Genomic DNA, 25015 nt, shown 5'->3' on the forward strand with positions numbered 1-25015 from the left:
AAATTGAAGGCTTTTTAATTACCCTAAAAATTTCACGCAAACCGGATGGGGAACGGTGATGTCTGATTGTAAGACAGTGAGTCGTCCGGTTTCTTTGTCGCGTTTGTATAACACAAGGTTGCTAGATTCTTGGTTTGAACAGACGAGGAATTCTTCTGTTGGATCAAGCACAAAGTCTCTAGGCCAGCTTCCTTCAGAAGAAGCAATCTCAACAAGGCTTAGTTTGCCGTCATCGTCTGCTTTGAAAATCGCAATGCTGTCATGTCCGCGATTTCCCGCATATACAAATTGGCCGTCTGAAGAGACATGAATCGCGCTGCCTTGATTGTTCTCTGTAAAGTCGCTTGGAATGGTTGCAATGGTTTGGATCTCTTCAAAATGCCCGTCTTCAAAGTAACGAAGCACAATTACCTCTGAGCTTAGCTCTGTCATCACATATGCCACAGGTTTCGTTGGGTGGAATGTAATATGACGAGGTCCGCTACCTGGTTTTGCTTCAAATGTATGAGCAAGCTCGAGTTTGCCGTCTTCTTTCTTATACGTATAAATGCCATCTGTTCCTAGGTCAACAGCCACTGCAAATTGTTCATCTGGTGTCAGACCCATAAAGTGGGTGTGCGGTTTTTCCTGACGGTCTTCGTTTGGTCCAGTTCCTTCATGCTGCGCCTGTGAAAGCGTGCGGATGACTGAGCCGTTTTCAGCATCAATTTCATACATCTCTGCTGTTCCTTTATGATAATTCGCTGTAAAAGCTGTTTTTGTTTGACTGTCCACGCTGACGTGACAAGGAGAAGCGCCATCGGCAAGCTCTTGGTTGATGAAACGAAGTGCGCCGGTTTCAGGATCAATTTGATACGCAGCAAGACCGCCCTGTGATTCTTTTTTCACCACAGCATACACAAATTTTTGAGAATCTGAGACGGTTAAATATGTAGGGTTTTCAAGTTCAGCAGCTACTTCTACTTGTTCAATCTGCTGCTTGTCCGTATTTAATGTAAAAGTATAGATGCCTTTACTGTCTCCCTTTGTATACGTTCCGATATAACCTCTGATGTTAGCCATGTATTGCCCTCCTTCTATTAGATGCTCTCATTCTATCATAAATTCATAGGAAAACGCTTTAGAAAGGTATGTCGAAGGAAAAACAAAAGCGGTGAAATCTAACAACATTTATGAAAAACAATGTGAAAAAATATCACAAAAGTTTGTTCAAAAGAAAACCGGTCATGTAAAGTAAATAAATTGAAGAAAAAATACAAAAAATTTTAAGTTTTTTCATTCCTTGTCTAGCAAAGGTGTAAGCGTATACATTCTATTTTGATTAGTCTAAATTGTCTAATAATTTTAAAAATGCTGTTGACACTGTATGGAAAGCGGCGTAAGATGGGTTCAACAAAAGCTAAACAAACACCGAGAGCAAGCGTCAGACGCTTCAAAGTAAAGTGTCTGAAAATTCAACTACTTTTTGTTTGAAAGAGAGGGTGCTCACTGAAAATGGAAGACCAAAAGGAACAGTGGATCTTTTTAAACGATGAACTCGTGAAAAAAGAGGATGCGAAAATTTCAGTTTATGATCATGGCTTCTTATATGGTGACGGTGTGTTCGAAGGTATACGCGTGTATAACGGAAATATCTTTCGAATGAAAGAACATTTAGACCGCCTGTATGATTCCGCCAGATCCATTATGCTGAACATTCCATATTCACTTGAGGAACTCACTGAAAAAATGATTCATACAGTTGAAAGGAACGGCCTAAAGGATGCCTATATCCGCCTTGTCGTCTCAAGAGGAGCTGGTGATCTTGGTTTAGATCCAAACAACTGCGGGAGAGCCAACACAGTGATCATTGTAGAGCCGCTGGCCATCTTTCCAAAGCACCTATATGAAACAGGTATTGATATTGTGACGGTACCGACAAGGCGAAATCGTCCTGATGTACTAAGTCCAAAAGTGAAATCATTAAACTACTTAAATAACATTCTTGTCCGAATCGAAGCCCATATGGCCGGTGTGAGTGAAGCGCTGATGCTGAACGATCAAGGGTACGTGGCAGAAGGTTCTGCAGACAACGTGTTTATTTATAAAAAAGGCAAGCTTTATACACCACCAGGTTATATCGGCGCTCTTGAAGGCATCACACGAAACGCCATCATGGAGATTGCAGAAGACTTAGGCTATGAAGTGAAAGAAGAGCCATTCACAAGACATGATGTGTATACAGCAGAAGAAGTTTTTCTGACAGGAACCGCAGCCGAAGTCATCGCCGTTGTAAAAGTTGACGGCCGTACAATCGGTGAAGGGAAGCCTGGGCTCCATACAAACAAACTTCTTGAACAATTCCGCAAGCGAGTCGTTGAAGAAGGAGAAAAAGTCGTCTTTACAGATGAAAACATTCACGCAAGCTAAATAGATATCGATAAACGTTGAAGAGGACTAGTAGCTTTAGAGTCAGTATCTACAGAGAGCCGGTGCTAGCTGGAAACCGGTGTTACTTTCTAAAGTGAACTCACCTCTGAGTGTCTGCTTGAAATGATAGTAGGGCAGACCGAGTGAATAGCTTCACTCGTTACCAAAATGGACGAAAGATGTCCATGAGACGGCAGCATGATTTGCCGTGAACAAGGGTGGTACCGCGAAAAAGAAAGCTTTTTCGCCCCTTTGACCTAGTGAAAAGTAGTGTCATTGTGGGGTGAGAAGGCTTTTTTATATGGTCTCATATCTCTATCTTGAATAGAAAAGGGGGAAAGGACTTGACTGAAGCAAGACAAAGAGGAGGAAATCAAATGGGGACAAATGTACAAGTGGAGACGGAAAAATCAAAAGCACCACAAACGATGAACGGTGCACTCATGTTAATTGAAGCACTCAAAAGAGAGAAAGTAGAAGTCATTTTCGGATATCCAGGCGGAGCCGTTTTACCGATCTACGATAAAATTTATGATTCTGGTTTATTTCATGTCCTGCCAAGGCATGAGCAGGGAGCAATTCACGCAGCGGAAGGGTACGCAAGAGTATCTGGTAAACCGGGCGTTGTCATTGCAACGTCAGGACCTGGTGCGACAAACCTTGTCACAGGAATTGCAGATGCGATGATTGATTCACTTCCTCTAGTTGTATTCACTGGACAGGTGGCAACCTCAGTCATTGGCTCGGATGCTTTCCAAGAAGCAGATGTACTCGGCATTACAATGCCCATCACAAAGCACAGCTATCAGGTAAGACGTCCAGAGGATTTACCGGGTGTCATTAAAGAGGCATTCCACATTGCAACAACAGGCAGACCTGGTCCAGTTTTGATTGATATTCCAAAAGATGTTGCAGGCATTGAAGGAACGTTTGAGTACGATCAGCCAATTGATTTACCTGGCTATCAGCCTAAAGTTGAGCCAAACTATTTGCAAATTCGCAAGTTAGTAGAAGCTGTAAGCAGAGCAAAGAAACCTGTTATTCTAGCAGGAGCTGGCGTTCTTCATGGCAAAGCGTCTGAAGAATTAAGACAGTATGTAGAGCAGCAGCAAATCCCAGTCGCTCATACATTGCTTGGACTTGGCGGATTTCCAGCAAAGCATCCTCTTTTCCTAGGAATGGCGGGCATGCACGGCACATATGCGGCGAACATGGCGCTTCACCAATGTGACTTACTCATTTCAATCGGAGCGAGATTTGATGACAGGGTAACAGGTAACCTCAATCATTTTGCAAAACATGCGAAGGTCGCTCATATTGACATCGATCCAGCGGAAATTGGCAAGAACATTCATACCCATATTCCAGTTGTTGGAGACAGCAAGCTAGTACTTGAAGAGCTGATCAAGCAAGACGGGAAACAAGGGGAATCAGACGAATGGAAAAACCAATTAGATCAGTGGAAGGAAGAATATCCACTCTGGTACGTTGAAAACGAAGCAGAGGGGTTTAAGCCTCAAAAGCTGATTGAATATATTCATCAATTCACAAAAGGTGAAGCCATTGTGGCAACTGATGTCGGACAGCATCAAATGTGGGCGGCACAGTTCTATCCATTTGAAAATGCAGATAAGTGGGTAACATCTGGCGGGCTTGGCACGATGGGCTTTGGATTACCGGCAGCCATCGGCGCGCAGCTAGCTGATCAAGAGGCAACGGTTGTGGCGATTTTAGGAGACGGAGGTTTCCAAATGACCCTGCAAGAACTTGCCGTTATCCGTGAGCTGAACCTTCCAGTCAAAGTGATTGTGCTCAATAATCACAGCCTTGGAATGGTAAGACAATGGCAAGAAATTTTCTACGAAGAACGCTACTCATATTCTAAATTTTCAGAGCAGCCAGATTTCGTAAAATTATCTGAAGCTTATGGCATTAAAGGAATCAGAATCTCATCAGACGAAGAGGCGAAAGAAAAGCTTGAAGAAGCGTTAACCTCTAGAGAGCCTGTTTTCATCGATGTCAATGTAGCGAGAGATGAAAAAGTATTCCCGATGGTCGCACCGGGGAAAGGACTTCATGAGATGGTGGGGGTGAAACCTTGAAAAGAATTATTGTGTTGACTGTATTAAATCGATCAGGCGTACTGAACAGAATCACAGGCCTTTTTACAAAAAGACACTACAACATTGAAAGCATTACGGTCGGCCATTCTGAGATTCAAGATGTATCACGCATCACGTTCGTCGTCCATGTAGATCAAGAGAAAGACATCGAACAGCTGACAAAACAGCTAAACAAACAAATCGATGTCCTCAAAGTAACAGACATTACAAACCAATCAATCGTTCAGCGAGAGCTGGCTTTGATAAAAGTCGTATCTGCACCAGCATCTAGAATGGAGATCACAGGGGTCATTGAACCGTTTAGAGCCTCTATTGTAGATGTGAGCAGAGAGAGTGTCGTCATTCAGGTGACAGGTGAGTCTTCAAAAATTGAAGCACTCATTGAATTACTTAAGCCATACGGCATTAAAGAAGTCGCCAGAACTGGCACAACGGCCTTTGCGAGAGATAATCAGCAAAAGCCACAAACAAATAAAACAATTTCAATTGTCTAAACAAAAGGAGAGAGTCAAATGGTAAAAGTATATTATAACGGTGATATTCAAGAAAACGTATTAAATGGTCAAAAGGTTGCCATCATTGGTTACGGTTCACAAGGTCATGCACATGCACTGAACTTAAAAGAAAGCGGCGTAGACGTGATCGTTGGCGTGAGAAAAGGTGGATCTTATACAAAAGCACAAGAAGACGGCCATCAAGTATTCACAGTAAAAGAAGCAGCAGCACAAGCAGACGTCGTGATGGTTTTACTTCCAGACGAACAGCAAAAGAAAGTATATGACGAAGAAATCAAAGATCAATTAGAAGCTGGCAACTCACTTGTATTCGCACACGGATTCAACGTCCACTTCCACCAAATTGTTCCTCCAAGTGACGTAGACGTATATCTTGTGGCTCCAAAAGGCCCAGGACATCTTGTGAGAAGAACATACGAGCAAGGCGCTGGTGTACCTGCCCTATTTGCTATCTACCAAGATGTATCAGGTCAAGCGAAAGACAAAGCACTTGCTTATGCAAAAGCAATCGGCGGAGCAAGAGCGGGCGTACTTGAAACAACATTTAAAGAAGAGACGGAAACGGATCTATTCGGTGAGCAGGCAGTTCTTTGTGGAGGTCTTACTTCATTAGTAAAAGCAGGTTTTGAAACATTAACAGAAGCTGGTTATCAGCCAGAACTTGCATACTTCGAGTGTTTACATGAGCTGAAACTAATCGTTGACCTTATGTATGAAGAAGGACTAGAAGGAATGAGATATTCAATCTCTGATACAGCACAATGGGGTGACTTCGTATCAGGACCACGCGTTGTGGATGCAAAAGTAAAAGAATCAATGAAAGCAGTCTTGACTGACATCCAAAACGGAACATTCGCGAAAGAATGGATTGTTGAAAACCAAGTGAATCGCCCACGTTTCAATGCTATCAATGAAAGTGAAAGTGAGCACCAAATTGAAATCGTTGGAAGAAAGCTTCGTGAAATGATGCCTTTCGTTAAACAAGGAAAGAAAAAGGAAGCGGTGAGCGTCGGTGCGGAAAATTAATTTTTTTGACACAACACTTCGAGATGGAGAGCAATCACCAGGAGTGAACTTAAATGCACAAGAAAAGCTAATCATTGCAAAGCAGCTTGAGCGCCTTGGGGTTAATATCATTGAAGCGGGTTTTCCCGCTTCATCCCGAGGGGATTTCTTAGGCGTACAAGAAATTGCTAGAACAATCAAAAACTGTTCAGTTGCAGGGCTTGCACGATGTGTGAAAGGTGACATTGATGCTGCATGGGAAGCATTAAAAGATGGAGTGGAACCAAGAATTCATGTCTTTATTGCGACCTCTGACATTCACCTGAAGTATAAACTAAAGAAAACACGCAAAGAAGTTGTAGAACAGGCTGTTTCAATGGTGAAATACGCGAAAGAACGCTTCCCAGTTGTCCAGTGGTCAGCAGAAGATGCGTGCCGTACAGATCTTGCTTTCTTAGCAGAAATTGTAGAGAAGGTCATTGACGCTGGGGCAAGTGTCATTAACTTACCGGATACAGTTGGATACCTAGCGCCAAAAGAGTACGGCAATATCTTTAAATATATGAAGGAACACGTTCCAAATATCGACCGCGTGAATTTGTCAGCACACTGTCATGATGACCTTGGCATGGCTGTGGCAAATTCACTTGCAGCAATCGAAAATGGAGCAGATCAAATTGAAACAGCTGTCAACGGTATCGGAGAGCGTGCTGGGAATGCCGCTTTAGAAGAGATTGCAGTAGCTCTTCATATTCGAAAAGACTTTTATCAGGTCGAATCAACGATTCAATTGAATGAAATTAAGCGTACAAGTGATGTAGTGAGCAAATACTCAGGTATGATGGTTCCGCGTAATAAAGCAGTCGTTGGAAACAATGCGTTTGCACATGAATCAGGTATTCACCAAGATGGTTTCCTCAAAGAAAAAACAACCTATGAAATTATTTCTCCAGAGCTTGTCGGTGTCACAACAGATGTGCTTGTCCTTGGCAAACACTCCGGAAGACATGCATTTAAAGACCGCATGAAAACACTTGGCTTTAAACTAACGGAAGAAGAAATCAATAAGTTCTTCGAAACGTTCAAAAACTTAACGGAGAAGAAGAAAGAAATCACGGATGATGATTTGATTTCTATTATATTAGAAGAAAAAGTAGCAGACCGAAAAATTGGCTACGAATTTGAAAGCCTTCAAGTACATTATGGTACAGAACAAATGCCAACAGCAACGGTTTCTCTTAAAAATCAAGAAACGCAGGAAGTCATTCAAGAAGCAGCTACAGGTGCAGGCAGTGTAGAGGCTGTGTACAACACGCTTGAGCGCTGTATGGAAGAAAGAATTCATTTGTTAGACTACCGCATTCAATCAAATGGAAAAGGCAGAGACGCGTTAGCAGAAGTATATGTCACTGTTTCAATAGAAGAAAAAGATACAGCAGGCCGCGGTGTGGCGCAAGATGTGCTGGAAGCATCGGCTAAAGCTTACGTCAATGCAGTGAATAGGCATCTAATCTTTAAATCAAACCTAATAGAAATTGAGAAACACCACGCGATCTCATAGGAAAGGAGGAAGGCTTTCATGAAAAAGAAAATTGCACTTTTGCCCGGCGATGGAATCGGACCGGAAGTCGTCGCATCAGCAGTCGCTGTACTGCAAGAAACAGCGGCTCAATTTCAACACGAATTCGAATTTGAAACTGCGCTCATTGGCGGGATAGCGATAGATGAAAAAAACAACCCGCTCCCAAAGGAAACAGTAGATGTATGCAAAAGCGCAGATGCGATTTTATTAGGAGCAGTTGGCGGACCAAAGTGGGATCAAAACCCGCCAGAGCTTCGACCGGAAAAAGGCTTGCTTGCCATTCGGAAACAACTGGACTTATTTGCAAACATCCGTCCTGTCAAAGTGTTCGATAGCTTAAGCGAGGCGTCACCATTAAAGCAAGATCATATTAGCGGCGTCGATTTTGTCATCGTTCGTGAATTAACAGGCGGTCTCTATTTTGGTGAACCAAGCGAGCGCTATACAGATGATGAAGGAAAAGAAGCGGCTGTGGATACGCTTCTTTATACAAAGGAAGAGATTGTCCGTGTATTAAAAGAAGCATTCGACATGGCCTTAACGAGACGGAAAAAAGTGACGTCTGTGGATAAAGCGAATGTCCTTGCTTCTAGTAAACTATGGCGGGATGCGGTAGAAGAAGTTGCATCCGAGTATCCAGAAGTCAAATATGAGCATATGCTCGTTGATAATGCCGCCATGCAGCTTATTTATAAGCCGGCTCAATTTGATGTCATTGTGACAGAGAATATGTTTGGCGACATTTTAAGTGACGAGGCTTCTATGATTACTGGGTCACTCGGTATGCTGCCATCTGCTAGTCTATCAAGCACAGGCCTCCATTTATATGAGCCGATTCATGGTTCAGCACCCGATATTGCGGGGCAAAATGTCGCAAACCCTCTGGCAACCATTTTGTCAGCAGCCAGCTTGCTTAGAACATCCTTTGCATTAGAAGAAGAAGCGGCTGCAATAGAAGAAGCTGTGGAAGCGGTTCTTGCCTCTGGCAAACGCACAAAGGATTTAGCGGCTAAAGAGGGAACGTATCAAACGACTAACGATATCACCACAGCAGTTGTAGATGCACTGAAACAACGTGCGAAAACAATTGTATAAATAGAAATCTTGTTGAATTAGGTAGAGGGAGGAAAAAGGGTTATGCCTCGAACAATCATCGAAAAAATATGGGATCAACATGTTGTCAAAAGCGGCGAGGGGAAACCAGACCTTTTATATATTGATCTGCACTTGGTGCATGAGGTGACGTCACCTCAAGCATTTGAAGGATTAAGACAAAAAGGGCGCAAGGTGAGAAGACCTGAAAACACGTTTGCGACGATGGATCACAACATCCCGACTGTCAATCGATTTGTGATCAAGGATGAGGTTGCGAAGAAGCAGGTGAGTGCTCTAGAGCGTAACTGTGCTGAATTTGGTGTCCGTCTAGCTGACCTTCACAGTGTAGACCAAGGAATTGTCCATGTCGTTGGGCCAGAGCTTGGTTTAACATTGCCGGGGAAAACAATCGTTTGCGGAGATAGTCATACATCAACTCACGGCGCATTTGGCGCACTTGCCTTTGGAATCGGGACAAGTGAGGTTGAGCATGTGCTTTCCACACAAACACTTTGGCAGCAGCGTCCGAAAACGTTAGAAATTAGAGTAGACGGAAAGCTGCAAAAAGGGGTAACTGCCAAAGATGTGATTTTAGCAGTCATTGGTGCACATGGTGTGAAGTTCGGTTCAGGTTATGTGATTGAATACACCGGGGAAGTATTCAGAAACATGACGATGGATGAGCGGATGACCGTTTGTAATATGTCGATTGAAGCAGGCGCAAGAGCAGGATTAATTGCACCTGATGAAGTGACCTTTGAATATTGCCGCGGACGCAAATATGCACCGCAGGGCGAAGATTTCGAAGCAGCCATTGAAGAATGGAAAGAGCTTAGAACAGATCCGGGTGCAACCTATGATAAAACCATTGTTTTAGATGGAAATGAGATTTCACCAATGGTTACGTGGGGAATTAACCCAGGAATGGTTTTGCCTGTGGATGCATCGATCCCGGGGCCTGAGGATTTCGCGCAAGAAGATGATCAAAAAGAAGCACTCCGAGCTTATGAGTACATGGGGGTTCATCCGCATCAGCGTATTGAAGACATTACGATTGAACATGTCTTTATCGGCTCATGTACGAACTCAAGAATGACTGATTTACGCCAAGCAGCTTCTATGATTGAAGGACAAAAAGTAGCTGATCATGTCAGGGCGATTGTGGTGCCTGGCTCTCAAAGTGTTAAACTGCAAGCAGAAGAAGAAGGTCTTCATGAAATTTTCCTTGAAGCAGGCTTTGAATGGAGAGAATCTGGATGCAGCATGTGCCTCAGCATGAATAACGATGTGGTGCCAGAAGGCGAACGCTGCGCGTCGACGTCAAACCGTAACTTTGAGGGACGTCAAGGGAAGGGTGCAAGAACGCATCTTGTCAGCCCGGCAATGGCTGCAATGGCTGCCATACATGGCCGATTTGTCGATGTCAGGAAGTTTAATCAAGAGAAAACAGTCGTGTAAGGAGTTGTCATAGATGGAGCCTTTAGTCACTCATAAAGGAAAAGCCGCTGTGCTTAACCGTATTAATGTAGATACAGATCAAATTATTCCAAAGCAATTTTTGAAAAGAATTGAACGAACAGGATATGGCCGATTTGCGTTTTTTGACTGGCGGTATTTAGCCGATGGCAGCCCAAATCCTGATTTTGAGCTGAATCAGCCAATCTATGAAGGAGCATCCATTTTGATCGCAGGAGAAAACTTCGGCTGCGGATCATCTAGAGAGCATGCACCTTGGGCCCTTGATGATTATGGTTTCAAAATTGTCATTGCGCCATCATTTGCAGATATTTTTCATCAAAACTGCTTTAAAAATGGGATGCTTCCGATTCGTCTTGATTATGATGTGTGGAAAACATTTGCAGCATCATATGAGTACAAGGGGTATGAGATGACGGTTGATCTGGAGAAACAGCAGATAGAAGACCATGAAGGGAATATAACCCCTTTTGAAGTAGACCCTCACTGGAGAGAAATGCTTCTGAATGGCTATGATGAGATCTCATTAACCTTATTATTAGAAGATGACATTCAGGCATTTGAAGAAAAACGCAGCAGCTGGCTGCGTGCATAAACAACGAGAAGTCGTCCGCCCGAGGTGTGACGGCTTCTTTTTTGCATGAAAACCTCTCGTTACTTGTGTTTACTAACCTTCGTTGGTAAACTGATAAAAAATATGCGCCCGAAAGGAACGTAAGCATGAAACATGACAAGAAGAAAGATAATGTCATTTTGTTTCCTGGTCTGAAAGAAAGACTGATTGAAAAAGGAATGGCAGCATTAAAAGATAAACAGTATCAAGAGGCGCTTCAGTTATTTTCAGAAGCGAAATCTTATGATGACGATGAAGAATCCGATATTCATCTCGGCATGGCGATTTGTTTTCTGGAGCTGGGTGAGCTGCAGGATGCAAAGCGTGTTTGTGAAAAGATGTTAAAAGAAGGGTATGGTCACTACTTTACCGTGCTTCAAGTGTATATGACCATTTTAATTCAGCTGAAAGAATATGAGGAAGTCAAACAGACGATTGAGGCCGTACTCGAGGAAAACCACCTTCCAGCAGAAAGCGCGGAGCATTTTTACAAGCTGCTCGAATTTAGTAGAAAGATGATTGAATCGCCTGAAGAGATCTTAGATGAAGACGAGAGTGATAGCGGTGAAATCAATATAGATGATATGCTGGAACGGCCGGATGAACAGGTCCAGTTCATCCATTCATTGAAAGACCGGAATATTGCACCGCACATGGGTCTATTAAATACGATCTTACAAAAACCAGATGGAAACCCTGTCGTTAAATCTTTGATCTTGCAGCTTCTGTCAGATCATGATGTGGCAAAGCCGGTACATGTGACAAAATTCGGAGATTCATTAACGCTTGTTCCTTCTGAGGCCGTAAAGCCAGAGCAGATGCCGCTTTTGCAGCAAGTACTGCGTATGCTCGATGATACGCTTGGCAATGAGAACCCGACCCTTTACCAAGGCGTGGAAGAGTTATGGCGCCGGCACTTATTTGTGCTTTATCCATTTCTCCCTAAATACACAGATCCGAATCTTTGGGCTGCGGCTCTTCATAAAGTCGGCTACGAGATGCATGGGATCGAGATTGACCTCGAAGAATTGCATCTATTATATGATTTTAACGAACAAGAGCTGAGAGAAGCTTGCACAATGCTGAAAGATATTGAAGAAATTTCTTATTTGTAATTTGTTGATTTAGTTGAAAGACGGACTTGTTATGTTATAATATAATGGTTGTATTTGTGCATATATAGTGCAGTTGTCAGATTCAAACGGTTGAAAGACGATATGTATAATCAAGTCAAATGTTGTATACATAATACCGCTTCTTTAGCGGAGTGCGTGGTTTTTGATTGGACGAAGTCTTTATGATGCTTTAGAATGTAACAACGCACAATCTGAATAGATTTTTGGAGGGAAACACACATGTCAGTAAAATGGGAAAAACAAGAAGGTAACGAAGGCGTCTTAACAGTAGAAGTTGACGCTGAAACATTTAACAAAGCACTTGATGATGCATTTAAGAAAGTGGTTAAGCAAGTATCGATCCCTGGATTCCGTAAAGGGAAAGTACCACGTGGCCTTTTCGAGCAGCGTTTTGGTGTAGAATCTCTTTATCAAGATGCATTAGATATTCTTCTTCCTGTTGAATATCCAAAAGCAATCGATGAAGCTGGTATCGAGCCAGTTGACCGCCCTGAAATCGATGTTGAGAAAATCGAAAAAGGCGAAAGCTTAATCTTCACTGCAAAAGTAACAGTGAAGCCTGAAGTAAAACTTGGTGACTACAAAGGTCTTAGCGTAGAAAAAGACGACACAACTGTCACTGATGAAGATGTACAAGAAGAGCTAAAAGCATTGCAAAACCGTCAAGCTGAGCTTGTTGTCAAAGAAGAAGGCGTAATTGAAAACGGCGATACAGTTGTTCTTGATTTCGAAGGATTCGTTGATGGAGAAGCATTCGAAGGCGGAAAAGCTGAGAACTACTCTCTTGAAATAGGTTCTGGTTCATTCATCCCTGGTTTCGAAGAGCAACTAGTTGGTCTTGAAGCTGGCGCTGAAAAAGACGTAGAAGTGACTTTCCCAGAAGAATACCATGCTGAAGACCTTGCAGGTAAACCAGCTGTATTCAAAGTGAAAATTCATGAAATTAAAGCAAAAGAACTTCCAGCACTTGACGATGAGTTTGCTAAAGATGTTGATGAAGAAGTAGAAACTCTTGCTGAATTAACTGAAAAAACGAAGAAACGTCTTGAAGAAGCAAAAGAAAACGAAGCAGAAGGAAAACTTCGTGAAGAGCTAGTAGCGAAAGCTTCTGAAAATGCGGAAGTTGACGTCCCACAAGCGATGGTTGACACAGAGCTAGACCGCATGATGAAAGAATTCGAACAACGTCTTCAAATGCAAGGGATGAACCTTGAGCTTTACTTCCAATTCTCTGGTCAAGATGAAGATGCGCTGAAGGAACAAATGAAAGAAGATGCTGCTAAACGCGTGAAATCTAACCTAACACTTGAAGCAATTGCTGCTGCAGAAGACTTACAAGTGTCTGACGAAGAAGTAGAAGAAGAACTTTCAAAAATGGCTGAAGCATACAACATGCCAGTTGAAAATATCAAACAAGCGATTGGATCTACTGAAGCAATGAAAGAAGATCTAAAAGTTCGTAAAGCAATTGATTTTCTTGTAGAAAACCGTTAACATGGTGCATAATAATAAAACAGGGCGCGAGTGACTCGTGCCTTGTTTTGTACAATTTTTGACTTATCATCGCTTCTTTTGGAAACGATAGGGTAAGTCACATCTTTCTGTTATACATATCTCAATGTGCAGTGTTAGAAACACATCATTACCGTCTTTTAGGAAAGTATGGTAAAATGCATACATACTGGACCCAGAAAGGTAGCTGACTGTTAGCTACAGGCAAGTGAAGAAGAATAAGGGGTGAAAGAATGTTTAAATTCAACGAGGAAAAAGGTCAATTAAAATGCTCGTTTTGCGGAAAAACGCAAGATCAAGTGCGTAAACTGGTCGCAGGACCTGGCGTATATATATGTGATGAATGTATCGAGCTTTGCACGGAAATAGTTGAAGAAGAGCTCGGCACTGAGGAAGAAGTTGAATTCAAGGATGTTCCGAAGCCTCATGAAATTCGGGAGATTCTTGATGAATATGTCATCGGACAAGAGAATGCGAAGAAATCCTTAGCTGTAGCGGTTTATAACCACTACAAACGGATCAATTCTAACAGCAAGATTGATGATGTTGAGCTTTCGAAAAGTAATATCTCTATGATTGGACCAACAGGAAGCGGTAAAACATTACTTGCTCAAACGCTTGCTCGTATTTTAAATGTACCATTTGCGATTGCAGATGCAACATCACTAACTGAAGCAGGTTATGTTGGTGAAGACGTAGAGAATATTTTACTGAAGCTGATCCAAGCGGCAGATTATGATGTAGAAAAAGCGGAAAAAGGCATTATCTACATCGATGAAATCGATAAAGTAGCAAGAAAATCAGAAAACCCTTCTATCACTCGTGATGTATCTGGGGAAGGTGTACAGCAAGCCCTTTTGAAAATTCTTGAAGGAACAGTCGCAAGCGTGCCGCCTCAAGGTGGACGTAAGCACCCACATCAAGAATTCATTCAAATTGATACGACAAATATTCTCTTTATTTGTGGTGGAGCCTTTGACGGCATTGAGCAAATCATCAAACGCCGCTTAGGTCAAAAAGTCATTGGATTCGGTGCTGAAAATAAAATCGAAGACCTTGAAAAAGAAGTCCTTCTATCAAAAGTACTGCCGGAAGACTTGCTTCGCTTCGGTTTAATTCCAGAATTCATTGGTCGTTTACCGGTTATTGCAAGCTTAGAGCCGTTAGATGAAAAAGCACTTGTAGAAATCTTGACAAAGCCTAAAAATGCGCTAGTCAAGCAGTATACAAAAATGCTTGAGCTTGACGATGTAGAGCTTGAGTTCGAAGAAGATGCTCTTAGCGAAATTGCGAAAAAAGCAATTGAGCGTAAAACAGGAGCTCGTGGTCTTCGCTCAATCATCGAAGGGATCATGCTTGATGTGATGTTTGATCTTCCATCTCGTGATGATATTGAGAAATGTGTCATCACTGGTGAAACGGTTGCTAATGGTGAACCGCCGCGTCTTGTGTTAAAGGACGGCACAGTTGTTAATAAAGATACAAAAACATCTGCATAAGAGAAGTGCTCACTCCTGAATCTTTTTGATTCAGGAGTTTTTTATTTATCGTGGAAGATGTGTTTATTCCGTCCAGCTCTAGGAAATACTAGCAGACAGAAACCAATACATACGATAGATGAAGGAGGGAGCACCGATTGAGCTGGACAGGAATCGTACTATTCATACAGCTGTTCTTTGGTATCGTCATCGGGCTGTACTTTTGGAACCTACTGCGAAATCAGCGTACACAAAAGGTGACGATAGACAAAGAATCAAAGAAAGAAATGGAAGCACTCAGAAAGATGCGGTCGATCAAATTGAGTGAACCTTTATCTGAGAGAGTCCGGCCAAAGGGGTTTCAAGATATTGTAGGGCAGGAAGACGGCATTCGTGCATTAAAAGCGGCACTATGCGGGCCTAACCCTCAGCATGTCATCGTCTACGGACCGCCGGGTGTTGGAAAAACAGCCGCTGCCCGTCTCGTCATGGAAGAAGCGAAGCGTCACGCTGATTCTCCATTTAAGAAAGATGCGGTGTTTGTAGAGCTTGATGCCACAACTGCGAGATTCGATGAACGAGGCATTGCAGACCCCTTAATTGGTTCCGTGCATGACCCGATCTACCAAGGGGCAGGGGCGATGGGACAGGCAGGCATTCCTCAGCCAAAACAGGGAGCCGTCACGCACGCTCATGGCGGGGTTTTGTTTATAGATGAAATTGGTGAACTTCACCCGATCCAAATGAACAAAATGCTTAAAGTGCTTGAGGATCGGAAAGTCTTTTTAGACAGTGCTTATTACAGTGAGGAAAATACCCAAATCCCGAATCACATTCATGATATTTTTCAAAATGGGTTGCCGGCAGATTTTCGATTGATTGGTGCGACCACTAGAACGCCGGACGAAATTCCACCAGCGATTAGATCAAGATGTTTGGAGATTTTCTTTAAAGACCTTGATCAGCACGAGCTGAAAATCGTCGCCGCCAAGGCTGTACAAAAAATTCAAAAGGAATTAAGCGATGAAGGCCTAAACCTGTTAACCTCCTATGTGAAAAATGGACGTGAAGCCGTCAATATGGTACAGATCGCAGCTGGTATGGCAATCACTGAAAACCGAAAAGACATCACGTTAGCTGATGTAGAATGGGTGATTCATTCAAGTCAGCTGACACCAAGATATGAACAAAAAGTACCAGAAAAACCAAAAGTAGGAGTCGTCAATGGCCTTGCTGTTTATGGACCGAACAGCGGCGCTCTGCTTGAGATTGAAGTAAGCATATGTAAGGCGCTTGAGAAAGGCAGTATCAACATTACAGGTATTGCAGAAGAAGAAAGCATTGGCAATCAGTCTAAATCCATTAGACGAAAAAGTATGGCCAAAGGCTCTGTTGAAAATGTATTAACAGTACTTAGAAACTTAGGCATACGCACAAATGAATATGATATCCATATAAATTTTCCAGGCGGTGCCCCTATTGATGGGCCGTCTGCTGGAATTGCGATGGCTACCGCGATTTTTTCAGCCATACATCAAATTCCGATCGATCATCTAACCGCCATGACGGGTGAAATTGGATTGCAAGGTCAGGTGAAGCCAATCGGTGGGGTGATACCGAAAATTAAAGCAGCCAAACAAGCTGGTGCCAAAACAGTGATTATCCCATATGACAACCAGCAATCAATCTTACAAGAGATTGAAGGTGTGACCATTGTGGCTGTGAAGCATTTCCAAGAGGTGCTGGATCAGTGTTTGGTTAATCCACCAGACGAGAAGAAAGATGGACTAGAAGACGAAATGAAAAGAAAATCTGTTTAATCCCCATCATATATGGGGATTTTTTAGTGAAATAGATCTTTTTTTCTTTTTCAAGATAAAAAGAAAGGGTATACTACGATAAGATCATCCTTTCTCAGGTCTTTTACATTGTACAAGACTGAAACAGGTATATTATAATGATTCATACTAGTGACGGAGGTGTCAATCAACATGGCAGATGAAATCAAAAAGAATGTTCCGCTCCTTCCATTGCGAGGTTTGCTTGTTTATCCAACCATGGTTTTGCATTTGGATGTTGGACGAGAGAAATCTGTTCAAGCATTAGAACAGGCAATGATGAACGATCATATGATTTTTCTAGCAACACAGCGGGAAATTTCAATAGATGAACCAGGTGAAGAAGAAATTTTCAAAGTCGGCACCTACACAAAAATTAAACAAATGCTGAAGCTGCCAAATGGAACGATTCGAGTACTTGTAGAAGGCTTAAATCGAGCACAGATTGAATCCTATGTGGAGCTTGAGGACTATACGTCAGTCGATATTAAAGAATTGGCAGAAGAAGAATTAAAGGACGCTGAAGCAGAAGCACTCATGCGCACTTTGTTAGATCACTTTGATCAGTACATAAAAATTTCAAAAAAAATCTCAGCTGAAACATATGCAACGGTGACAGATATTGAGGAACCGGGAAGAATGGCAGATATCGTCGCTTCTCACCTGCCGTTAAAATTAAAAGACAAACAAGAAGTGCTGGAAACAGTAGAGGTCAAAAAACGGCTGAACCGGGTGATCAGCCTGATCCACAATGAAAAAGAAGTACTGGAGATTGAAAAGAAAATCGGGCAGCGCGTGAAACGTTCAATGGAACGTACGCAAAAAGAATATTATTTGCGTGAACAAATGAAAGCCATTCAAAAAGAGCTTGGAGACAAAGAAGGGAAAACGGGCGAAGTCAGTTCATTGATGTCTAAAATCGAAGAGTCCAGCATGCCGGATTCAGTTCGTGAAACGGCGCTAAAAGAATTGAATCGTTATGAAAAAATCCCTTCAAGCTCTGCTGAGAGCTCTGTGATTCGTAATTATATTGATTGGTTGATCAATCTTCCATGGGGCATCTATACAGAAGATCGTCTAGACTTAAAGCTAGCCAGCCAAATTTTGGATGACGAGCACCATGGGCTAGAAAAAGTCAAAGAGCGTGTGCTTGAATACCTTGCTGTACAGAAGCTGACAAACTCATTAAAAGGACCCATTCTTTGCTTGGCAGGACCTCCCGGAGTAGGGAAAACGTCACTTGCAAAATCCATTGCCAAATCACTTGATCGAAAGTTTGTCCGTATTTCTCTTGGCGGTGTACGTGATGAATCTGAGATTCGTGGTCATAGAAGAACATATGTAGGTGCGATGCCAGGCCGTATCATTCGCGGGATGAGTAAGGCAGGCACTATGAATCCGGTGTTTCTTTTAGATGAAATTGATAAGATGTCCTCTGACTTTAGAGGGGACCCGTCATCTGCGATGCTTGAAGTACTAGATCCAGAGCAAAATCATAACTTTAGCGACCACTATATTGAAGAGACATTTGATTTGTCTCAGGTGTTATTTATCGCCACTGCCAACAATTTAGCAACCATTCCTGGTCCACTTCGTGATAGAATGGAGATTATCACGATTGCAGGGTATACAGAGGTTGAAAAAGCAGAGATTGTGAAAGACCACCTTCTGCCGAAGCAGCTAAAGGAACATGGATTAAAAAAAGGGAACTTACAGCTTCGTGAAGCAGCGATTTATGATATGATTCGCTATTACACAAGAGAAGCAGGAGTTCGCGGATTAGAGCGTCAGCTTGCGGCGATTTGCCGAAAAGCGGCAAGAGCGATTGTGGCAGAAGACCGTAAACGCATCACCGTGACGGAAAAGAACCTATCTGAATTTCTTGGAAAAAGGCTTTACCGGTATGGTCAGGCTGAAACGACAGATCAAGTGGGTGTTGTCACAGGACTTGCGTATACCACAGTTGGCGGAGACACCTTATCCATTGAGGTATCACTGTCGCCGGGGAAAGGCAAGCTTTTGTTAACAGGTAAGCTTGGTGATGTCATGAGAGAATCTGCGCAGGCGGCATTCAGTTATATTCGTTCCAAAGCAGATGAACTGAATATCGATCCTCATTTTAATGAAAAGCATGATATTCATATCCATGTTCCAGAGGGTGCGGTTCCAAAGGACGGGCCATCAGCTGGTATCACCATTGCGACGGCTCTTGTATCAGCACTCACAGGACGTCCTGTGTCAAAAGAGGTTGGTATGACAGGAGAGATTACGTTAAGAGGAAGAGTGCTTCCGATTGGCGGACTAAAAGAAAAAGCATTAGGCGCACATCGTGCAGGACTTAAAACCATTATTCTTCCAAAGGACAATGAGAAGGATATTGATGATATTCCTGAAAGTGTGAGAGAAGGACTAACCTTTATTCCGGTCTCACATTTAGATGAAGTGCTTGAGAAAGCGTTGGTAGGAGAGGGAAGATGAAAGTAACAAAATCAGATATCGTCATTAGTGCGGTGAAACCAGAGCAGTACCCGAGCGGAGGACTGCCTGAAATCGCTCTTGCTGGACGATCAAATGTTGGAAAGTCCTCGTTCATCAACTCATTGATTAATCGTAAAAATTTAGCGCGTACGTCTTCTAAACCAGGTAAGACCCAGACGCTTAATTTCTACATTATTAATGATATGCTCCATTTTGTGGACGTTCCAGGCTACGGCTTTGCCAAAGTATCAAAAACAGAGCGCGAGGTCTGGGGTAGAATGATCGAAACGTATATTACAATGCGTGAAGAATTAAAAGCAGTCGTCCAAATCGTGGATCTGCGTCATAAGCCATCGGTAGATGATGTGAACATGTATGAATTCCTGAAATATTACGGAGTTCCCGTGATCGTCATCGCAACAAAAGCGGATAAAATTCCAAAAGGCAAATGGGAAAAACATGCGAAAGTCGTCAAACAGACGCTCGACATTGTCCCATCAGATGAACTCATCTTATTCTCTTCGGAAACGAAAAAGGGGAAAGATGAAGCCTGGAATGCGATCCTTGCGAAGATTAACAGCTAAGAAGATAATAAAAAGTTGTAAGAAAACATTTGTTTTCTTACAACTTTTTTTCATATGCTGAGAAAAACGTAGAACTTGAAGGAAAGCGATTAAGTTTAAATTCGTTTTGTTTCTAGAAACACTCAAATTGTTGAGTGCTGAAAATTTATTAAACAGCGACTGAATTATAATTAAATACCATATTTACAAATAAAAGTAATTTTGATAGTATGAAATTGAAAATATTTCAGATAGGAGTGATAATAATGAAATTAAAAGCAAGAACTTGTTACAATTACTCACTAAATGAAATGAAGGAAAAACAATCAAAACTAAAGGCGAGAACATGCTATAATTACTCGCTAAATGAAATGAAAGAAATGCAAAAGGAATTAAAGAAAAAGTAAGAGAGTATGATCAGAAACAGAGGTTTTTTAGAATCTCTGTTTCTTGACACTTAAATAAGGAATAGTGTACATGAACATTAGTAGAGTGAATACATTAGTTTATTTGGATACTATGGTTGTTTTCATAGGAGCATTAGTTTGGACTGGATTGCCTCTTTATTTCTTTGAGATGACTGGTTCATATTTTTATGCAGGCAGTATGTATCTGATTGGTGGCTTTTCATTTATTTTAAGTAATATTGTGAGCAATTATTTATTTAAAGTTTTATCTAGATACACGGCAAAATTTTTCGTCACCACATTGTCTATCCTAACCATTGCTTCGTTTTTTGCTTTAAACAATCAATTATTTAATCTAATGTTTTTTTTAATGCTTGCTTTTCAATTTTTTATAAATGGCTTATCGTTTATTTTAGAATCAGGTTTTAACATGTATTTATCCAATCAACCCCATAAAGATATTGCATATCGTAATATGTTTTTACTCTCAGCTAAAACAATTGGTTTTTTTAGTGGGCCAATTTTGTTTATATTCTTTGGATCGGAAATGTATCTTGTTTTTCTGCTCTTTTTTATTGGTTTGTTGGTTTATGAGTATTTGTATCCAATTGTTGCCCATTTGAAAATCGAAAGTATATCTTTCGCGAATGTTGAAATATTTAAAAAAGTACCAAAAAGTTATTTGTTCATCATGTTTATTGATGGGATGTTTTTACCTGTAGTAATGAATTATTCGTTTATTATTCTGAAAGAAACGTTTTCGGCAAGTGATCTTACTGTATCATTATTTTGGCTAATTGGCGGAGTATCGGTTTTACTAGGAAATCTATTGATCCGAAGAATGGATATACAAAAAATATATTCGAAAGTCTATCTTATAACGATATATCTCATGTTTGGGTTAATTCTAATGATTTTAGCGCCCAATAGTTCACTGTTTTTAGTTGGTTTTTTTATTTTGACACTCATTAACCCGTTGTTTATGAGCTTAATCAAAGCATCTTTTTTAGTATTTTTTGATCCGCACTATAGAAGTATGGCGCTCGCAGGTATGAATACATTGAATCAGCTAGGAACGATTTTGATTATTACAGTGATTACATTCATGTTGGAAATTTCAAAATTTTTCAATATTTATTACATCATTCCATTATGTCTTTGTATAGGGATCATGCGATTTTTGATTCTAAAAAATATTTTGAAAAGGGGAATTCAATGAATGGATAAAGTGAGTTATCCTGACTTTTCGGTGGACTTAGTTGAAGCATGTTTGAAGTTTGGTTACTATTTTGAAGGAATGAATAAAGAGAATGTCACTCGATTAGTAGATCAATACAAAAAATTTTGGTTTATGATCAAAAAATATCCCGATTGTTCTTTTGCCCCAAATACTGAAATTGATGAGGTTTGGCATTTACATATGCTGTTACCTCAAAACTATTATTATGATTGTATGTCTTATTTCGGCATTATTTTAGCTCATGATGCTGGATTTGGGAATCAAGCTGATGAAGTGGATATATTAAATGAAATGTTTGATAGCGGGAATGATTTATGGGAAAAAGAATTTGGTTTTAGATTGCCTGATGAAAATGAACTTGAAAGGAAACCGTAAAATTGATAATAATTGCTTGACAGCGACACTAATATCAATTTAATTATACTTGACATAAGGAAAGAAAAACAAAACCGTCTTATCTGCAAAAATGGTGCTACACAAGCAACTGCAGATAAGGCGGTTATTGTCGTCGGTATCAATTAAAATACATATTATTCTTCTCGTAAGATGTGTATTATAAAAACAGCCAATTGGTGGCTTATTAAACAATTTTATTGTATAAGTTATTTCCTTTTTAAAAATAATAAGAGGAGACTGACGGCAATCAATACATACGGCCAGTACAATTCAAAACCGGAAGTAGGGATTGAAAGTGTGCTAAGTTGCTTTGTAATTTGTTGGAAGAAATAAAGGAATAGACCTAGTGCAATGAGAACAACACTTTCTATTCGATATTCCTTTTTCTGTGATGACTTCATCAAAAGCGCGAGGCCAACGATGAACACAATCATTGTAAATGTATCTGGCCAGTGTTCTAATTTCGGCTGAAGGATAAAATGTAGCGAAAGGCCCGTCATGAGCATACCGATAAACACATGAGAAGTTTCCTGCTCCTTCTTTCCTTGATATAAGAAAGCAAGGCCAAAAAACAGTACAAGTGTATACCATTTCTCCTGGTCCTTCCAGAAGTCAAATTGACCTCCTGAGAGAATGGCATAAAGCGCTACAGCCAGCAAAGTGAGCGGCAGCAAAATGGATTTCTTCTTCAAAGATGTCACCTTCTTTTAAGCAGATCATTTGTCCGCACGCGCCAAATCTGGTAAATTGCTTGAAGTGATGATATGGCATAGTTGGGTGTCGAACATTTTTCTACTATATCACAACATTTTTGAAATCTGTTCACAATTTTTATCCAGTTAAAAATGAATATATGTTATAATCATTATAAATAATAAATTCTATATTGTAATTATTATAAATTAGACAGGGCGTTGGGGGTGCAAGCTGAAGTTATGCATATTCTTGTTGTGGGTTTAGATTATAAAACAGCCCCTGTTGAGATACGGGAACAGCTGAGCTTTGAACCGAGTGAGCTCGGAACAGCGATGTCCAAGCTTAAAGAAGAAAAAAGCATTCTAGAGAATATCGTCATCTCAACATGTAACCGAACGGAGATCTACGCAGTTGTAGATCAGCTTCATACTGGCCGGTTTTATATAAAAAGATTTTTAGCAGATTGGTTTGGTTTAGAAAAGGAAGATGTCTCTCCATATTTGAAGTTTTATGAAAATGATGGAGCGGTTGAGCATTTATTCCGTGTCGCTTGTGGACTGGATTCCATGGTGATAGGTGAAACACAAATACTCGGCCAGGTGCGATCCAGCTTTAAAGTAGCTCAAGAGGAGAAGACCATTGGTACCGTTTTCAATTATTTATTTAAGCAGGCGGTCACCGTTGCGAAACGCTCTCATGCGGAAACGGATATTGCGTCTAATGCCGTCTCTGTCAGCTATGCAGCTGTCGAGCTTGCCAAAAAAATCTTTGGACGTCTTTCTGATAAGCATGTCCTTATTCTTGGTGCGGGTAAAATGGGCGAGCTTGCGGCACAAAACCTTCAAGGCCAAGGAATTGGTCAGGTGACGGTCATCAATCGAACATATGAGAAGGCAAAAGAATTGGCCGGTCGTTTTTCAGGAGAGCCTAAAAGCTTAAACCAATTAGAAAAGACATTATCAGAGGCAGATATTGTCATTAGCTCGACTGGTGCTAAACAATTTGTCATTACAAAAGAAATGGTCGAAGGTGCAAATAAAAAGCGGAAGGGCAGACCCTTATTTATGGTGGATATTGCTGTACCCCGCGATTTAGATCCCGCCATTTCTGACGTAGAGGGTGCTTTTTTGTATGACATTGATGACCTTGAGGGCATTGTGGCAGCTAACTTAAAAGAGCGCCGCGTGGTGGCTGAGCAGGTTGAGCTTCTCATTGAAGCAGAGATAGTTGAATTTAAGCAATGGCTCAATACGCTCGGTGTTGTTCCTGTTATTTCTGCTCTAAGAGAAAAGGCGCTCACGATTCAAGCGGATACGATGCAAAGCCTTGAACGAAAGCTTCCAAACCTCACACACCGTGAAATGAAGCTGTTAAATAAACATACGAAAAGCATCATCAATCAAATGCTGAAAGATCCTATCTTAAAGGCAAAAGAAATTGCCGGGGAGCCGAATGCAGAGGAGAAGCTTTTACTCTTTAAGGAAATCTTTGATTTACAGGTTGAAGATGAAGAGCAAAATGTGGAGCCTGTCCAAGTAGAGCAAGGGTCATTTCAGCTGTTTAAATCAAATATGGCACAAGGCTTTGCTACAGTTGCCAGTGAGTGATTAAGCGATGATGGAATCCATTGTAGCGAGACTCAACGAAGCGACGATCTTGATCTATGCACTAAGTGTCTTGTTCTATTTCATAGATTTTCTTCAACACAACCGGAAGGCTGGAAAAATGGCTTTCTGGTTGCTTTCTATTGTCTGGCTGCTGCAAACAGTCTATATGTTTTATATTATGATGGAAACAGACCGATTCCCTGTGTTGAATGTAGCAGAGGGGTTATATTTTTATACGTGGGTGCTTGTGACACTGTCACTTGTCCTCACAAAAGTATTACGCGTTGAGTTTATTGTTTTTTTTACAAATGTGATTGGTTTTTCCATGATGGCGATTCACACCTTTACCCCATCTGATCTCCATTCGGCTGAATTGGCGGGTAAGCTGACGAGTGAACTGCTCGTGATTCATATTACGATGGCCATTTTATCATACGGTGCCTTTTCACTTTCATTTGCTTTTTCGCTTCTTTATCTCTTTCAATATCGTTTGCTGAAAAAGAAACAATGGGGAAAATGGCTTCTGAGAATTGAAGACTTATCCAAGCTTGATCATATGGCCTACGTGTTAAATATTATTGGCGTGCCAATGCTCTTGCTTAGTTTGATTCTTGGCATTATTTGGGCATATATTTCGTATGATACGTTGTACTGGACAGATGCAAAGGTGCTTGGTTCGTTTATTATGCTGTTTTTATACGGCTTTTATTTATATATCAGATTGGTGCGAAATATGCAGGGCAAAGTCGTGGCACGGTGGAATGTCGCTTCATTTCTTGTGCTGATGATCAATTATTTTCTGCTTGGTAGCTTATCAACCTTTCATTGGTTTCAATAATGATGAGT

General features: G+C 41.2%; 21 protein-coding genes and 1 other annotated feature. Of the genes, 19 read left to right on the plus strand and 2 right to left on the minus strand.

Translation table 11 applies throughout. The annotated features are described in order from the left end of the window. Window positions 1-18: 18 nt before the first annotated feature. Window positions 19-1062 (minus strand): lactonase family protein, encoded by a 1044-nt coding sequence (locus tag IEE86_RS11665; protein ID WP_191097381.1) that lies wholly within the window; start codon window positions 1060-1062, stop codon window positions 19-21. A gap of 432 nt (window positions 1063-1494) precedes the next feature. Here IEE86_RS11665 and ilvE point away from each other — a divergent pair, with 432 nt between their 5' ends. The 17 genes from ilvE (at window position 1495) to IEE86_RS11750 (ending at window position 21845) form a co-directional block, all read left to right on the plus strand. Next, window positions 1495-2409 carry a branched-chain-amino-acid transaminase gene (gene ilvE / locus IEE86_RS11670; RefSeq protein WP_191097382.1) on the plus strand — a complete coding sequence of 305 codons (915 nt, stop codon included), beginning with the start codon at window positions 1495-1497 and terminating at the stop codon, window positions 2407-2409. Between the two features lie 8 nt (window positions 2410-2417). Then, window positions 2418-2664, plus strand: a binding site (T-box leader). A 122-nt stretch (window positions 2665-2786) separates the two neighbouring features. Then, complete coding sequence (gene ilvB / locus IEE86_RS11675; protein WP_191097566.1) at window positions 2787-4511, plus strand: acetolactate synthase large subunit; 1725 nt, start codon at window positions 2787-2789, stop codon at window positions 4509-4511. Next, window positions 4508-5026, plus strand: coding sequence for an acetolactate synthase small subunit (gene ilvN / locus IEE86_RS11680; protein ID WP_007501584.1), 519 nt, complete (start codon window positions 4508-4510; stop codon window positions 5024-5026). The genes ilvB and ilvN overlap by 4 nt, the downstream gene beginning before the upstream one ends. Window positions 5027-5044: 18 nt before the next feature. Beyond that, on the plus strand, window positions 5045-6073 hold the full coding sequence (gene ilvC / locus IEE86_RS11685; RefSeq protein WP_099726960.1) for a ketol-acid reductoisomerase: 1029 nt from the start codon (window positions 5045-5047) through the stop codon (window positions 6071-6073). Continuing rightward, window positions 6060-7613 carry a 2-isopropylmalate synthase gene (locus IEE86_RS11690; RefSeq protein ID WP_191097383.1) on the plus strand — a complete coding sequence of 518 codons (1554 nt, stop codon included), beginning with the start codon at window positions 6060-6062 and terminating at the stop codon, window positions 7611-7613. Before ilvC ends, IEE86_RS11690 begins: the two co-directional genes overlap by 14 nt. Before the next feature lie 18 nt (window positions 7614-7631). After that, window positions 7632-8729, plus strand: coding sequence for a 3-isopropylmalate dehydrogenase (gene leuB / locus IEE86_RS11695; protein WP_191097384.1), 1098 nt, complete (start codon window positions 7632-7634; stop codon window positions 8727-8729). A gap of 42 nt (window positions 8730-8771) precedes the next feature. After that, on the plus strand, window positions 8772-10187 hold the full coding sequence (leuC, locus tag IEE86_RS11700) for a 3-isopropylmalate dehydratase large subunit (RefSeq protein ID WP_191097385.1): 1416 nt from the start codon (window positions 8772-8774) through the stop codon (window positions 10185-10187). A gap of 13 nt (window positions 10188-10200) precedes the next feature. After that, window positions 10201-10800 carry a 3-isopropylmalate dehydratase small subunit gene (gene leuD / locus IEE86_RS11705; protein ID WP_191097386.1) on the plus strand — a complete coding sequence of 200 codons (600 nt, stop codon included), beginning with the start codon at window positions 10201-10203 and terminating at the stop codon, window positions 10798-10800. 125 nt (window positions 10801-10925) lie between these two features. After that, complete coding sequence (ddcA, locus tag IEE86_RS11710) at window positions 10926-11933, plus strand: DNA damage checkpoint antagonist DdcA (RefSeq protein ID WP_191097387.1); 1008 nt, start codon at window positions 10926-10928, stop codon at window positions 11931-11933. A gap of 240 nt (window positions 11934-12173) precedes the next feature. Beyond that, the gene (gene tig, locus IEE86_RS11715) at window positions 12174-13448 is read left to right on the plus strand and encodes a trigger factor (protein WP_191097388.1); all 1275 of its coding nucleotides are present in this window, start codon (window positions 12174-12176) and stop codon (window positions 13446-13448) included. A 251-nt stretch (window positions 13449-13699) separates the two neighbouring features. Further along, window positions 13700-14965 carry an ATP-dependent protease ATP-binding subunit ClpX gene (gene clpX / locus IEE86_RS11720; RefSeq protein WP_191097389.1) on the plus strand — a complete coding sequence of 422 codons (1266 nt, stop codon included), beginning with the start codon at window positions 13700-13702 and terminating at the stop codon, window positions 14963-14965. 137 nt (window positions 14966-15102) lie between these two features. Further along, window positions 15103-16764 carry an ATP-dependent protease LonB gene (gene lonB / locus IEE86_RS11725; RefSeq protein WP_191097390.1) on the plus strand — a complete coding sequence of 554 codons (1662 nt, stop codon included), beginning with the start codon at window positions 15103-15105 and terminating at the stop codon, window positions 16762-16764. A 171-nt stretch (window positions 16765-16935) separates the two neighbouring features. Then, window positions 16936-19260: an endopeptidase La gene (gene lon, locus IEE86_RS11730; RefSeq protein WP_191097391.1), complete on the plus strand. Its 2325-nt coding sequence runs from the start codon at window positions 16936-16938 to the stop codon at window positions 19258-19260. Further along, on the plus strand, window positions 19257-19844 hold the full coding sequence (gene yihA / locus IEE86_RS11735; RefSeq protein ID WP_191097392.1) for a ribosome biogenesis GTP-binding protein YihA/YsxC: 588 nt from the start codon (window positions 19257-19259) through the stop codon (window positions 19842-19844). Before lon ends, yihA begins: the two co-directional genes overlap by 4 nt. Window positions 19845-20089: 245 nt before the next feature. Further along, entirely contained in the window at window positions 20090-20230 is a 141-nt protein-coding gene (locus IEE86_RS11740) for a hypothetical protein (protein WP_017367733.1), read from the plus strand. Between the two features lie 70 nt (window positions 20231-20300). Beyond that, window positions 20301-21449, plus strand: coding sequence for an MFS transporter (locus IEE86_RS11745; RefSeq protein ID WP_191097393.1), 1149 nt, complete (start codon window positions 20301-20303; stop codon window positions 21447-21449). Then, window positions 21450-21845, plus strand: a complete 396-nt coding sequence (locus tag IEE86_RS11750) for a glycine-rich domain-containing protein (RefSeq protein ID WP_191097394.1) — start codon at window positions 21450-21452, stop codon at window positions 21843-21845. Window positions 21846-22072: 227 nt separating this feature from the next. On the opposite strand, the gene IEE86_RS11755 is transcribed toward IEE86_RS11750, so the two are convergent. Continuing rightward, the gene (locus IEE86_RS11755; protein WP_191097395.1) at window positions 22073-22558 is read right to left on the minus strand and encodes a hypothetical protein; all 486 of its coding nucleotides are present in this window, start codon (window positions 22556-22558) and stop codon (window positions 22073-22075) included. Window positions 22559-22801: 243 nt separating this feature from the next. On the opposite strand from IEE86_RS11755, the gene hemA reads away from it, so the two are divergent. Next, window positions 22802-24169: a glutamyl-tRNA reductase gene (hemA, locus tag IEE86_RS11760; RefSeq protein ID WP_191097567.1), complete on the plus strand. Its 1368-nt coding sequence runs from the start codon at window positions 22802-22804 to the stop codon at window positions 24167-24169. Window positions 24170-24176: 7 nt separating this feature from the next. Continuing rightward, a complete protein-coding gene (locus tag IEE86_RS11765) occupies window positions 24177-25007 on the plus strand; it encodes a cytochrome C assembly family protein (RefSeq protein ID WP_191097396.1) in 831 nt (276 codons plus the stop codon). The last annotated feature ends 8 nt before the right edge of the window (window positions 25008-25015 follow it).

Source organism: Bacillus crepusculi, assembly GCF_014764715.1.
Classification (GTDB): domain Bacteria; phylum Bacillota; class Bacilli; order Bacillales; family Bacillaceae; genus Bacillus.